This is a genomic window from Caproicibacterium amylolyticum, from assembly GCF_014467055.1.
In the GTDB taxonomy this organism is placed as follows: domain Bacteria; phylum Bacillota; class Clostridia; order Oscillospirales; family Acutalibacteraceae; genus Caproicibacterium; species Caproicibacterium amylolyticum.
This window is the reverse complement of record NZ_CP060696.1, coordinates 516,441-529,537: the sequence shown is the minus strand read 5'-3', so window position 1 is coordinate 529,537 and position 13,097 is coordinate 516,441. Positions and strand designations below refer to the sequence as shown.

Sequence of the window (13,097 nt, the reverse complement as noted above, 5' to 3'; positions counted from 1 at the left end):
CTTTAAAGGATGAGAGTTTTGAGAAACTTAGGATATTACAACGGAAAAATCGGCCCACTGGAAGAAATGCAGATGCCTATTTTGGACCGGGCCGTTTACTTTGGCGACGGCGTTTATGACGCGGCTTATGCTGTTCACCACACAATCGTAGCGCTTGAAGACCATATTGACCGCTTTTTTAGCAGCTTTCAGAAGCTCAAAATACCGTTTTCCATGACGCGTGCGCAGCTTGCCGAAACGCTGCAGAAACTGGTTGACCAAGTGGAAGATTCCACAAGCCTGTTTGTTTACTGGCAAGTTTCCCGCGGCAGCGGAAATCGCAACCACATTTTCCCCGCAGCAGAGGTACCTGCGAACCTGATGGTCATGGTGGAACCGGATCCGCTTACACCGATTCAAAAGACCTTTTGTGCTATTACCGTTGAAGATACACGCTTTTTTCACTGCGACATCAAGACGCTTAACCTGATTCCCAACGTAATGGCGGCGCAGCAGGCAAAGGAAGCCGGCTGTGAAGAAGCCATCTTTCACCGCGGTGATTTGGTGACCGAATGCGCGCACAGCAATGTTTCCATCCTGAAAGACGGCGTGTTCCGCACCGCACCGCTGAGCCGCCTGATTCTTTCAGGAACGGTGCGGAAGCATTTGATTCGTCTTGCCGCACAAGAGGGAATCCCAGTTGAACAGACGTCTTTCACTGTGCAGGAACTTCTGGACGCAGATGAAGTGATTGTCCACAACTGCGGCACGCTTTGTAACGCGATTAACGAAATCGACGGAAAGCAGGTCGGCGGCGGTGCACCCGACCTGCTGCGGAAACTGCAGGATGCTTCTATCCGCGAGTTTGAGGAAGAAACGCATGTAAAATTTTCGGACTATACCGGGCAGTTGTATCCGTAAAGTTTATGTCAACTAAAAGACAGCAAGCGGGCAGCAAAGGGCTGTTTCCGCCTCCCTGTTTTTCTGCGGCAATGCTGCCATGGCTTGGACTTTCGTTATGGCACTTTTTATTGCATACATTTTGCCGCGTCTTTTGACAAAATCAAAAACCGATGAAGGAGAATAGAGAAAATGGACACATCAATTAATTTTCTGTACCTGAGTGAAGAGGATATGCTCAAAGCTGGGGTTCGTGATATGAAGGGGTGCATTGACACGATGCAGGAGGTCTTTTCCCTGATGAGCAAAGGCGACTACCGCATGGGCGGCCCCAGCGGCAATGATCACGGCATTAAGCTGGAATTTCCGAAAGAATCGGATATTCCGGGCATGCCGCTTGATGGGCCTGATAAACGCTTTTTTGCAATGCCCGCCTATGTCGGCGGAAAGTTTCACATGTGCGGCATTAAATGTTACGGCTCCAACCAGCACAACCGCGCGCTTGGTCTTCCGCGTTCTATTCTGATGCTGACCCTGATGGACCCCGAAACCGGTGCACCCCGCGCGTATATGTCTGCCAATGTGCTCAGCGCCATGCGCACAGGTGCCATGCCGGGGCTGGGCGCACGCCTGCTTTCGGTAAAAAATCCGAAAGTTGCCTCCATCGTTGGCCCAGGTGTTATGGGCAAGACCGCCATTGATGCCTTTCTTACAGAACAGCCGGGAATTGACACAATCAAAATAAAAGGCCGCAGTCAAAAGGGCATTGATGACTTTATGGATTACTGCAAGGAGCATTTTCCAAACGTCAAAGAATACATTGTCTGTAAAGACTACGAAGAAGCCTGCCGCGATGCCGACATCATCTGCTTCGGCACCAACAATGCACCGAAGTTTGAAGACAATCCGTATGTTAAGGGTGAGTGGCTTAAACCCGGTGCTCTGCTGATCAGCACCTCGGCGCTGCTGATGGACAGTGACTTCCTTGCAGATACTTCAAAGTGCAAGCTGGTTGCCGACAACTTCAAAATGTACGCCGGCTGGGGAGCCGGTAAAAAATATCCGACACAGAAGTCGGTTTCAACCCTAATCGGCATGCTGTTTTACGACCTTGTAACCACCGGTAAACTAAAGGAAGACGAGATCGCAAATATTGGCGACATTATAAACGGCGATACAAAAGGGCGCACCTCCGAAGAACAGATTATTGTTTATGCAGTTGGCGGTATGCCGACGGAAGATGTCGGCTGGGGCTGCAAATGCCTTGAGAAAGCAAAAGAGCTCGGCGTTGGCCAGAAGCTCAACCTTTGGACAGCACCTGAACTTGCATAAACGCGGCAGCACCAAATCAATCAACGACTGGAGGAAGACAGCATGAAGCGAATTGCGGAACATCCGATTCTGGGTACGATAGAAAAAGGGCGTGAAGTGACTTTTACGCTGGACGGAAAGACGCTGACCGGCTGTGAGGGGGAACCGATTGCGGCTGCACTGAAAGCAAACGGAGTCATGATTCACCGCTACACGGCAAAGCAGCACAAGCCCCGCGGCATCTTCTGCGCGATTGGACGCTGCACAGACTGCGTCATGGTGGTGGACGGCAAGCCCAACATCCGCACCTGCATCACTCCGCTCAAAGAAGGCATGCGGGTACAGACGCAGTACGGCACACAGGCAAAAAGTGAGGTGCAGAATAAATGAAACGGTATGATGTGATTATCATCGGCGCAGGTCCTGCCGGACTTTCTGCCGCCATTGAAGCCAGCAAACGCGGTATGTCCGTTGCGGTGTTCGACGAAAACGCCAAACCCGGCGGCCAGCTTTTTAAACAGATACATAAATTTTTCGGCTCCAAAAAGCACAAGGCAAAAATCCGCGGCTTTAAAATCGGCGAGCAGCTGCTCGCGGAAGCTTCCAGCGGCGTAGATGTACAGCTTAACTCCCCGGTGGTCGGCATTTACCCCGGCAAAGAAGTGGTGGTGCGCCACGAAGAAAGCGTCTGCCACTACAAAGCGGACAGCATCATTGTTGCCACCGGCGCTTCCGAAAATATGGTGCCGTTTGACGGCTGGACACTGCCGGGCGTAATCGGTGCAGGCGCGGCGCAGACCATGATGAACCTGCACGGCGTCAAGCCGGGAGAAAAAGTGCTGATGCTCGGCAGCGGCAACGTCGGGTTGGTGGTCAGCTTCCAGCTGCTGCAAGCCGGCTGTGAGGTAAAGGCGCTTGTGGATGCCGCGCCGCGCATCGGCGGCTATGGCGTACACGCGGCAAAAGTCGCCCGCTGCGGCGTACCGTTTTACCTTTCACACACAATTACAAAAGCGGAGGGAACCGACTGTGTAACCGGTGCAGTAGTCAGTCAGGTAGACGCACACTTCCAGCCAATTCCCGGCACGGAAAAGCACTTTGATGTGGACACCATCTGCGTTGCCGTTGGTCTTTCCCCCATGTCCCAGTTGCTGATGATGGCAGGCTGCGATATGGTGGACGACCCGAAGCGTGGCGGTCAGGTGCCTGTCTGCGGCGAGTACGGCGAAACCTCCATTCCAGGCATTTTTGCCGCAGGCGATGTTTCCGGCATTGAAGAAGCAAGTTCCGCAATGATTGAAGGCCGCATGGCAGGCATTTGTGCGGCAGAGTACCTCGGCTTCTGCGCGAAAACGGAGAAGCAGGAAGCCCTGCAGTCCTTAAACGATGACCTGAATGAACTGCGTCAGGGTATGTTCGCTCCCAAAAACCGCGGCAAAAAGCTCCCAAAAACCGAAGAGGGAATTGATATTTCCACCACTTTGCTGACGCAGGGGCACATCACCAAAGAGGAAGCGGAGCGCTTTCCCGGCGTGATTCACGAAGTCGGTGTACATCCGGTTATGGAATGTACGCAGAACATCCCCTGCAATCCCTGTCAGGATGCCTGCCCCAAACACTGCATTAAAATCGGCAGCAGCATTACTTCCCTGCCGCAGGTTGACCCGGAAGTGCAGTGCATTGGCTGCGGCATGTGCGTTGCCAGCTGCTCCGGGCAGGCAATCTTTCTGCTGAACGAAGAGTACGAGCCAGGCTTCACCGCGGTTACGCTGCCCTATGAATTTCTGCCGCTCCCGCAGAAAGGCAGCAAAGGCAAGGCACTTGACCGCGCTGGCAAGCCTGTCTGCGACGCGGAAGTGGTTGGTGTAAAGGCTTCTCCCGCATTTGACCACACCGCGCTGCTCACCATTAAGGTTCCAAAGGAAAACGGAATGGATGCGCGCTTTTATAAGGAGGCGTTAGAATTATGATGCATGCAAATGACAGATGTACTGCTATAGGGCCGTTTGTACCCGCCGCAGACGATGATTTGATTATCTGCCGCTGCGAAGAAGTGACCAAAGGCGAGATTCGTAGGGCCGTGCATGACGGCATGTATACCCTGACCGAAGTCCGGCGCTACCTGCGCTGCGGCATGGGACTCTGTCAGGGGCAGACCTGCGGCAAGCTGGTAAAAGGAATCATTGCCCGCGAACTTGGGGTAAAGCCCTCCCAACTGGAAGCAGCCACCGGCCGCGCACCCATGCGCCCAACCGAAATGAAAATTCTGGGAAGTGAGAACGGAGGAGAAGCATGAGCAGCACAGCAGATGTGATCATTATTGGCAGCGGCATTATCGGCAGCGCCACTGCTTACTATCTGGCCAAAAAAGGGGTATCCGTTACCGTGTTGGACGCCGCGGATGCCATTGGAAGCGGCGGTTCCTCCCGCAACGGCGGCGGCGTGCGGCAGTCCGGTCGTGACCCGCGTGAACTGCCCATGGTAATGTGGGGCATCAAAAACATTTGGCCAACCCTTGCGGAAGAGTTGGACACAAACGTGGAGTACACCCAGAAAGGCAACCTGCGTCTCGGCAAAACGGAAGCGCACCTGAAAACCCTGCAGAAGCTGACCGACAGCGCCGTTGCCTGCGGACTGGATGTGCGTATGATTGACGGTGACGAAGTGCGTGCAATCAATCCGTACCTTTCCAATGAAGTCATCGGCGCAAGCTGGTGCCCTACAGACGGACACGCCAACCCCCTCACCACAACATTAGGCTATTACAAAAAAGCGCGTGAGCTTGGTGCACGCTTTATCACCGGCGAACCGGTACTCCAAATCAAGAAGCTGAAAGGCAAAGCCCGCGTGGCAGTTACCCCGGACGGCACCTTTGAAGCGGACAAAATCCTTGTGGCAGCCGGTTATGATACGCGTGCACTGACTTTGCCGCTTGGTGTAGACATTCCCATGCGGAAGAAAAAGTCCGAGTGTCTGGTCACCGAAGCGGAACCGCCCATGTTTGCGCAGATGCTCGGCACCGCCGAAGCGGATTTTTACGGCCACCAAACCACACACGGTTCCTTTGTTTTCGGCGGTTCCACCGGTCTGGAGCCGTTCGGTTTGATGGCGGAAGCGGTTCCCGGTTCCACCAGCCTTTCCGCTCCCTGCACCTGCCGCGGCATCATGAAGTATTTTCCGGCGCTTTCAGACGCAAAAATCGTGCGGACATGGGCCGGTTGGACAGACGCTTCCGCCGACGGCATCCCTGTAATTGACGAAGCAGACGGCGTGCCCGGGCTGTACATTGCCTGCGGTTTTTCCGGCCACGGCTTCGGCATCGGCCCGGCCGCCGCTTACAGCCTTGCAGAAGTGATGACCGGCGGCGAGCCGCCTGTGGATTTAGCGCCCTTCCGCTGCACGCGTTTCAAAGCAAAGATTTAAACAATCGACGCAGTTAAAAACAGACCCCCGAGTACAGCAGAAAGCTGCTGGATTCCGGGGTCTGTTTCTTTTTATTTCAGAACTTTACGGCTTTGTTCACAAGGAACTCCGGCCGCTCGCATTTGCTGAGCCGCTGCACCATCTGCGCAAGTGCCTTTTTGCGCGCGTCATAAAAGGAATCTTCTGAAATAAACGCCGCATGCGGTGTAATCACTGTATTTTCCAGCTTGAAAAGCTCGCTTTCTTCTGTTCCTTCATCCTCAATCACATCAATGCCAGCACCCAAAATTTCACCGATTTTCAGCGCCTGCACCAGTGCCGGTTCATCAACCACCGGGCCGCGTGCGGTGTTGATTAGGAATGCTGTTTTTTTCATCCGTTTCAGCTCCTTTTCCCCGATTAAATGGGTGGTTTGAGGCATAAGCGGCGTGTGCAGAGAAACAAAGTCGGAACGCTCCAGCAGTTCGTCCAGTGTTTCCGCTTTTTCGCAGCCGAATTCCGCCAGATATTCCTTTGACTTTGTCGGTGCGTACACCAGCACCTGCATTTGAAGTGCCTCTAAAATCGGCACCATTTTTTGAGGAATGTTGCCGAAATAAACAAGTCCAACCGTTTCACCGCTCATGCGGTGCAGCGGGTACCCCAGCAGCGGATTCCACTTTCCGCTGCGAACGGTACGGTCAAAGTAAGTTAGTTTGCGGGCAAGATCAAGTATCATGCCAACGGCATGTGTGGCCACTTCCTCCGCGCAGAAACCGGGCGCATTGGTAACGCAGATATTCTGCTGTGTTGCCGCAGCAGTGTCAACGTTGTTGTAGCCGATGGACTGGAGTGAAATGATTTTTAGGTTTGGCAGCTGTCGCATCTTCTCCGCCGTTATTTGTTCATACTCCACAACAAGTCCTTCGGCATTTTGGGCACACTCTGCCAGTGGAACTTCTCCTTTTTCTTCCCGCAGGCAGAGGTCCGTCACACTCCACTCCTGCAGCAGCTGATTTTCGTAATCCAATGTGTCGTCAATATGATAATACAAAATCTCGTGCATGCTGTTTTTTCCTCCATTTGCAAAATTCATTTGTGAAACAAAAAAGGCCTGCACTTATCCCGAAAGAGGGACAAACGCAAGCCTCACTGCTAAGCAAACCATAATAATCTCTATTTTTACAGTATACCGCGGCTGTTTTTCGGTGTCAACGCATACCATTTAAAATTGATTTTTGCATTGCAAATTAAAAAAATTACGCGGCTTTACTTTATCTTGTTAGGCCAGCTTTCGCTGCACAGGCGTTGAACCGCGGGAATAATATCTGGCCCGCGGATAATACTATGAAAAATGTTAAGCGCGTAAGGAGATTACATTATGGATGATAAAACCGGAGTTTCCATCACAAACCGTGACAGAGCACTCAGGGCATGGCAGAACTCAACAGAATTGGTGCGTGATTATCAAACCTATGCACAGGAAATCAAAGACGATCAGGCGCTTTCAACGCTCTTCGCCGAATATGCCGAGGATGAGGCAGTTCACGCTGCAGAACTGCTCAAGACCCTGCATGGATTTGCACAATAAAAGACGGTGGCTGAAAAAGAAATTCAGCCACCGTCTTTTATTACATAAATTTCTTCCACAGCGTTACTGAACGCCTTTTGCTGTATAATGAAAGTCCGTAAAATATGCCGGATTTTCACACACCGCTCCGTTTCCGGATGCATACAGAGCAAAGCAGCAGCCAGTGAAGCCGCCGCCGACTTCTGTTGTTAAGTAGCAGGCCTCACCGCCGCCAAGCGGTGTGAAATGTTCGCCATCCACACTGTAAGAAAAAGCATACGTTTCTTTTGAAGCGGCAATCTCCAGCGTTACACCAGCCGCATTGCAGGGCACTGCCTGCTCAACCCGCCAAAGGGAGCCAATCGTTCTTCGCAGAATGAGGAGGTTTTCCCCATTTTGCCGGGTCAGCGCCGCTTCATAGTGATGCTCCCGGTTCAGATAAATCGCCAGACCAGCTTCTTCACCGCCGCATTTCGGCTGAAAGGACAGCCGCACCCGCACTGTACAGACATGGTGTTCCTGGCGGCAGCCTAAAAATGTGCAGGGTGCTGCGTCGGAGAGAGACGCGGCTTTTCCTTTCAGTCTGAGCCCTGTTTCATCCCCAAAGTGAACCGCCTGCTCATCCGGCCCATAAAGATAATTCCAGCGGACATTTAAACTGGAAGCGCGGAAATCCTCCTGAAACGCAAAGTCTTCGTCTGGTTTTGGCATTTGGTTAAAAGCGCTGTTCTGCCAGCCGGCAGCTTCCGGCAGCTGCTCAGTTTCTACAGTCTGCTCCACAACACCATTGTTCCCCATCTGCGGCCAGCCGTCCTCCTGCCAAAGAACAGGCACCAAATTGGTTTCCCTGCCTAAATTGTGCTTTGGCGGATAGCAGATTGGCCGGTTGCCAAGGCACACTGCCCACCAGTTCCCGCGGCCGTCCTCCACCAGGTCCGCGTGTCCGGTCGCCATAATCGGGCGGCCTGTGCTGCGGTTGCTCAAAACCGGATTGTGAGGGCACGCCTCATAAGGCCCCCATACAGAGCGGCTCCTCGCCATAGTAACCATATGGCCGTATTCCGTTCCGCCCTCTGCAATCATCAAATAGTACCAGCCGCCGCGGCGGTAGATATGCGGCCCCTCCGGGCAGGTGCCGCCGGTTCCCTGCCAGATATACTTCAGTTCACTCAGCCTTGCACCAGTTTTTACATCAATCTGATAAAGAAAAATACCGTTGCAGGAACCGCAGCAGTAAACCGCTCCGAATTCGTCAAAAAACAAGGATGGGTCAATTCCGGGGCTGTCCAGCCAAACCGGCTTGGACCACTCCCCATAAGGATCCTCCGCAGTAATAATGAAATTCCCAAATCCAGGTTCACCGGTTTCCTTTGTTGAAACGTTTGTTGTAATTACGTAATAGCGGCCATTATGAAAGCGGGTGGTCGGCGCATAGATGCCGGAACTGTTCGGCACACCGCACATCAGCGGCAGCCACTCGCTTTTGGTCACGCAATAGCCAATCTGCTCCCAATCAATCAGGTTTCGGCTGTGAAACAGCGGAATGGAAGGAAAATATTCAAAAGAACTGGTGACCAGAAAATAATCATCCTGCACGCGGCAAATGCTTGGGTCAGGGTGAAATCCCGGCAAAACCGGATTGGTATAATTCATACAGCAAACGCTCCCTCTAAACCTAAAATTGTCCGCAGGCAGAGTCGGCCTTTCTGCAGCAGCGGGCTGCTTTTCGTTTTCATTTTACCACACAGCTCGGAAAACCGCACTGTATTTTTCCGTGCTGTGTTGCTGTAAATTTTGAAGATAACAAAAACATATGCATTCAGGAATCTGATTTATTAAAAAACGGGCAGGAACAGCACCAACGCTTTCCCCACCCGCTCAGTCAACTTTTATTTCAAGCAATCATTCACAAATTCCGGCGGGACGTCCATCCGCTGTGCCGTTTGCTCCGGCGTCATGCCCGCTGCCTGAAAACGGCGGCAAACCGACTTCATGTTTTCCCCCACCTCAATGATGTGGTCATCCGGGTCGTAAAAACGTACAACACGCTGCCCCCAGCTGTGCTCTTTTACCGGGTGGACGTACCTTAGGTTCAGGCGGTTGAGTTTTGCTGCGAAAGCATCAAAATTATCCTCTTCAAAGTAAAGCTCCGCGTCCCTGCCCGCAAAGACAATTTCATCGGTTTCCAAAAAGGTTTTCCAGGTTTCCAGCGTCTGCAGACATACGCCGCCGGTCAGTGTCACATTGGCGCCAAAGTCCAAAATAACCTCCAAACCCAGCACCGTGCGGTAAAAGTTCTTGGATGCCTGCAAATCTTTTACCGCAATCAGCGGGTTTTTAAATTGCATTTTCTTTTCCTCCAGAAAAACGTTTATTTCTATTTAAACAGCAGGACGGTCTGTTTGTCAAGCCGTTTTGTAATGGCGAAAAACAGCACACAGTTATCCGTTCAAACTGTGTGCTGCTTTTGCAATTCAATTTTGCAGTTTAAATGCTTTGCTTTCCAGGCAGCAAAGCCGCCAGTGCAACCGCTGCCTGCTCAATTTTTTCATCAGTCATCGGAATCCCCATTCTGGGGATTCGTTCTTTCAGCAGGGCAACATTTTTATCCAGTTCCCGCGCCAGCAAAAAGCCCTTATCCGTCAAATAGATTTTGCTGTACCGTTTTTTCGCAATCAGGTTTTTCTGCGCCAGCACACCCAGCATCCGTGAAACCGATGGGCCGCTGACATTTAAAAATTCTGAAATACTTGTTGAGCAGACATCCTGCTCCAGTTTGCCAATTTGATAAATCGCCAGCAGATAGCGCAGATGTGTACTGGTCAGTTCTTCCATGGAATCCGCTCTCCTAAAGAAAAGCGGGCAAGCGCCCGCTTTGGTTTATTTTGTGTGGCAGGCACCTCTGCTGGCGCAGTTGTCACAGCCGCAGCCACAGCCGCCTTTATGGTGTTTTTTGTTCCAAATGCCTTTTGCAACAATCGCGGCAAAAACCGCCGCCAGGATTAAAAAGCAAATCAGTGTGGGAATATTCATACAGGATGCCTCCTTTTTTCGTTTAACGGGTGGCAGCAGCAACGGAGCTGACTGTCAGCACGTTATCATTGTATTTGTTTTTACGTACAACCATGTAAATCAGGAACACCAGAACTGCAATGGCCGCTACGGTACCGACCGAGAAACCGGCACCTGTGAACAGCAAACCAAGCTGATATACTATCATAGAAATCGCATAGGCAAAGCCGCACATATAGCCGATTGCGCCCATGGTCCATTTTGCGGAGTTCATCTCACGCTTGATGGCGCCCATTGCCGCGAAACACGGTGCGCACAGCAAATTGAAGATGAGGAAGCTGTATGCGGAAAGCTGTGTAAAATCCTGCGACAACTCTGCCCAGATAGGCTGTGTGCCATTTTCTACATCAACTCCACCGTACAAAACGCCAAATGTACCGACAACCTGTTCCTTGGCAATCAGGCCGGTGAAAGTAGCCACCGTTGCTTTCCAGGAGCCAAAACCAAGCGGTGCAAAGAGGAACGCAACTGCCTGACCAATAGAGGCGAGCAGAGAGGTGTTGTTGTCGTCAACCATGCCGAACTGGCCGTCAGTGAAGCCAAAGCCCTGCAGGAACCAAAGCACGATGGATGCTGCAAAAATAATGGTACCAGCGCGTTTAATGAAGCTCCAGCCGCGTTCCCACATGGCATGCAGCACATTCTTTGCACTTGGCACATGGTAAGCTGGCAGTTCCATAACAAACGGAGCCGGATCACCCGCAAACGGCTTTGTCTTTTTCAGCAGGATGCCAGAAATGATGACCGCCGCCACACCAATCAGGTAAGCCGAAATTGCAATGAACGGATTGCCGCCAAACAGTGCACCTGCAAACAAAGCAACAATCGGCATTTTCGCGCCGCAGGGAATGAAGGTAGTGGTCATAATCGTCATTTTGCGATCGCGGTCATTCTCAATGGTTCGGCTGGACATAATTCCCGGTACACCGCAGCCGGAAGCAATCAGCATGGGAATGAAGCTTTTGCCGCTCAGCCCGAATTTGCGGAAAATACGGTCCATAATGAATGCCACGCGGGACATATATCCAATGTCTTCCAAGATGGCAAGCATTAAGAACAGAATCAGCATCTGCGGCACGAAACCAAGCACTGAGCCGACACCGCCAATTACGCCGTCCACAATCAGGCTGTTCAGCCAGTCAGCACAGCCGATGGACGACAGCCATCCCTGTACCGCCGGCGGAATCACATCTCCAAACAATGTGTCATTGGTCCAGTCTGTAACCAACTTGCCGACCGTACTCATAGAGATTGTGTAAACCAAAAGCATAATACCAATGAATATCGGAATGCCCAGCACACGGTTTGTGACGATTCTGTCGATTTTGTCCGACACCGTCATGTTGTTCTTTACCGGTTTTTTCTTTACCGCTTTGTCAATCACACCTTTAATGTACGCATAGCGCTGATTGGTGATGATGCTTTCCGCGTCATCATCCATTTCCTTTTCGCAGTCCGCAATATGTTCTTCTACATGTGACTTTAAGATTTCATCCAGTTTCAGTTTCTCCAGCACTTTTTCATCGCGCTCGAAGATTTTAATTGCATACCAGCGCAGGCTCTGTGCATCCACGATTTCCTGCACAGATTCTTCAATGTGCGCAACCGCATGCTCCACGCTTCCGGTAAAGACGTGCGGGACTTCCCGCTTTTCAGCCACTTTGCTCTGCGCAAGTGCAGCGGCCTTTCCCGCTGCTTCCATGCCGCCCTGCCCTTTCAGTGCGCTGATAGTAACGACCTCACAGCCAAGTTCCGCGCCCAGCTTTGCAGTATCAATCAGGTCACCCTTTTTCTGCACCAGATCCATCATGTTAATCGCAATCAATACTGGAATCCCAAGTTCCAGCAGCTGCGTTGTCAGGTACAGGTTACGCTCAATGTTGGTACCGTCAATGATGTTTAAAATCACATCCGGCTTTTCGTTTACCAGATAAGAACGCGCCACCACTTCCTCCAGGGTGTACGGTGAAAGAGAATAGATGCCGGGTAGATCCTGAATGACCACATCCTTGCTGCCCTTCAGGTGTCCCTCTTTCTTTTCCACGGTAACGCCCGGCCAGTTGCCGACATACTGATTAGAGCCTGTCAGATCATTAAAAAGCGTTGTTTTGCCGCAGTTTGGATTTCCTGCCAGTGCGATTGTAACTGCCATCTGCTTTCCTCCTCTAAATTCTTAGCATCTGCTAACTTTATTAGCTTTTGCTAACTTATATTCCTGCTGAAACAGCAGTTTATTCTACTTCGATCATTTCCGCGTCCGCTTTGCGCACAGAGAGTTCGTAGCCGCGCACGTGCAGTTCCATTGGGTCACCAAGCGGTGCAACCTTGCGCACAGTAAGCTGTGTTCCCTTTGTCAGCCCCATATCCATAATACGGCGTTTCACAGCACCTTCACCGTACAGCTTTTTAATCGTTGCCGACTCCCCGATCTTAACATCTTTCAGCGTTTTCATTGTTCTGCCCCCCTAAAACTGAATTCGACTTGCCATGGTTTTGTCCAGCGCGATGCGGCTGTCTTTTACCTGCAAAATCAGATTGCCGCCAAGTTCGTTCACTACCATCACTTCACTGCCCACTACAAAGCCCAACTCCGCCAGATGCTGGCGCACCTCGTCCTTGCCGCTGATGCGGTGAATTGTTACCGGTTCCCCCGGTTTTGCCATGGATAACGGCATCATCGCCGCCACACCTCCTGTGAGATTAGTATTCGCTAACCAATATGTAAGAAATAAAGGTTAGTATTCACTAACCTTTGAACATTTTCAGTTTACCACCGCTAACTGAACTTGTCAAGAGATGATTGCGAACTTTTTAAAAAGTTCTTAACAACTGACGCTTTCAATTCTTTTTCCTGCCACAGCAA

15 protein-coding genes are annotated in these 13,097 nt (G+C 51.4%); 7 read left to right on the top strand and 8 right to left on the bottom strand.

Features of this window, described 5'->3' with window-relative positions:
- Window positions 1-18: 18 nt before the first annotated feature.
- The 6 genes from H6X83_RS02385 to H6X83_RS02360 all read left to right on the top strand — a co-directional run bounded on the left by H6X83_RS02385 (window position 19) and on the right by H6X83_RS02360 (window position 5,613).
- A complete protein-coding gene (locus tag H6X83_RS02385) occupies window positions 19-900 on the top strand; it encodes an aminotransferase class IV (protein ID WP_212507583.1) in 882 nt (293 codons plus the stop codon).
- A 171-nt stretch (window positions 901-1,071) separates the two neighbouring features.
- Entirely contained in the window at window positions 1,072-2,211 is a 1,140-nt protein-coding gene (locus H6X83_RS02380) for a tyramine oxidase subunit B (RefSeq protein WP_212507582.1), read from the top strand.
- 42 nt (window positions 2,212-2,253) lie between these two features.
- Window positions 2,254-2,580 (top strand): (2Fe-2S)-binding protein, encoded by a 327-nt coding sequence (locus H6X83_RS02375; RefSeq protein WP_212507581.1) that lies wholly within the window; start codon window positions 2,254-2,256, stop codon window positions 2,578-2,580.
- Window positions 2,577-4,160 (top strand): FAD-dependent oxidoreductase, encoded by a 1,584-nt coding sequence (locus tag H6X83_RS02370; RefSeq protein WP_212507580.1) that lies wholly within the window; start codon window positions 2,577-2,579, stop codon window positions 4,158-4,160. Before H6X83_RS02375 ends, H6X83_RS02370 begins: the two co-directional genes overlap by 4 nt.
- The gene (locus H6X83_RS02365) at window positions 4,157-4,486 is read left to right on the top strand and encodes a (2Fe-2S)-binding protein (RefSeq protein ID WP_212507579.1); all 330 of its coding nucleotides are present in this window, start codon (window positions 4,157-4,159) and stop codon (window positions 4,484-4,486) included. Before H6X83_RS02370 ends, H6X83_RS02365 begins: the two co-directional genes overlap by 4 nt.
- Entirely contained in the window at window positions 4,483-5,613 is a 1,131-nt protein-coding gene (locus H6X83_RS02360; protein WP_212507578.1) for an NAD(P)/FAD-dependent oxidoreductase, read from the top strand. The genes H6X83_RS02365 and H6X83_RS02360 overlap by 4 nt, the downstream gene beginning before the upstream one ends.
- A gap of 76 nt (window positions 5,614-5,689) precedes the next feature.
- Here the strand turns inward: H6X83_RS02360 and H6X83_RS02355 are convergent, their stop codons facing one another.
- A complete protein-coding gene (locus H6X83_RS02355) occupies window positions 5,690-6,658 on the bottom strand; it encodes a C-terminal binding protein (RefSeq protein ID WP_212507577.1) in 969 nt (322 codons plus the stop codon).
- A 315-nt stretch (window positions 6,659-6,973) separates the two neighbouring features.
- Here H6X83_RS02355 and H6X83_RS02350 point away from each other — a divergent pair, with 315 nt between their 5' ends.
- Window positions 6,974-7,183 (top strand): rubrerythrin, encoded by a 210-nt coding sequence (locus tag H6X83_RS02350; RefSeq protein ID WP_212507576.1) that lies wholly within the window; start codon window positions 6,974-6,976, stop codon window positions 7,181-7,183.
- 63 nt (window positions 7,184-7,246) lie between these two features.
- Here the strand turns inward: H6X83_RS02350 and H6X83_RS02345 are convergent, their stop codons facing one another.
- From H6X83_RS02345 to H6X83_RS02315, 7 genes are all read right to left on the bottom strand, one after another.
- Window positions 7,247-8,815 (bottom strand): glycoside hydrolase family 43 protein, encoded by a 1,569-nt coding sequence (locus H6X83_RS02345; RefSeq protein ID WP_212507575.1) that lies wholly within the window; start codon window positions 8,813-8,815, stop codon window positions 7,247-7,249.
- 236 nt (window positions 8,816-9,051) lie between these two features.
- A complete protein-coding gene (locus H6X83_RS02340) occupies window positions 9,052-9,510 on the bottom strand; it encodes a VOC family protein (RefSeq protein ID WP_212507574.1) in 459 nt (152 codons plus the stop codon).
- A 139-nt stretch (window positions 9,511-9,649) separates the two neighbouring features.
- Complete coding sequence (locus H6X83_RS02335; RefSeq protein WP_212507573.1) at window positions 9,650-9,997, bottom strand: metal-dependent transcriptional regulator; 348 nt, start codon at window positions 9,995-9,997, stop codon at window positions 9,650-9,652.
- A gap of 45 nt (window positions 9,998-10,042) precedes the next feature.
- Window positions 10,043-10,195 carry a FeoB-associated Cys-rich membrane protein gene (locus H6X83_RS02330; RefSeq protein ID WP_212507572.1) on the bottom strand — a complete coding sequence of 51 codons (153 nt, stop codon included), beginning with the start codon at window positions 10,193-10,195 and terminating at the stop codon, window positions 10,043-10,045.
- Window positions 10,196-10,217: 22 nt separating this feature from the next.
- Window positions 10,218-12,386 carry a ferrous iron transport protein B gene (gene feoB, locus H6X83_RS02325; RefSeq protein ID WP_212507571.1) on the bottom strand — a complete coding sequence of 723 codons (2,169 nt, stop codon included), beginning with the start codon at window positions 12,384-12,386 and terminating at the stop codon, window positions 10,218-10,220.
- 79 nt (window positions 12,387-12,465) lie between these two features.
- Window positions 12,466-12,687 (bottom strand): FeoA family protein, encoded by a 222-nt coding sequence (locus H6X83_RS02320; RefSeq protein WP_212507570.1) that lies wholly within the window; start codon window positions 12,685-12,687, stop codon window positions 12,466-12,468.
- Between the two features lie 12 nt (window positions 12,688-12,699).
- Complete coding sequence (locus tag H6X83_RS02315) at window positions 12,700-12,912, bottom strand: FeoA family protein (RefSeq protein WP_212507569.1); 213 nt, start codon at window positions 12,910-12,912, stop codon at window positions 12,700-12,702.
- Window positions 12,913-13,097: the final 185 nt, after the last annotated feature.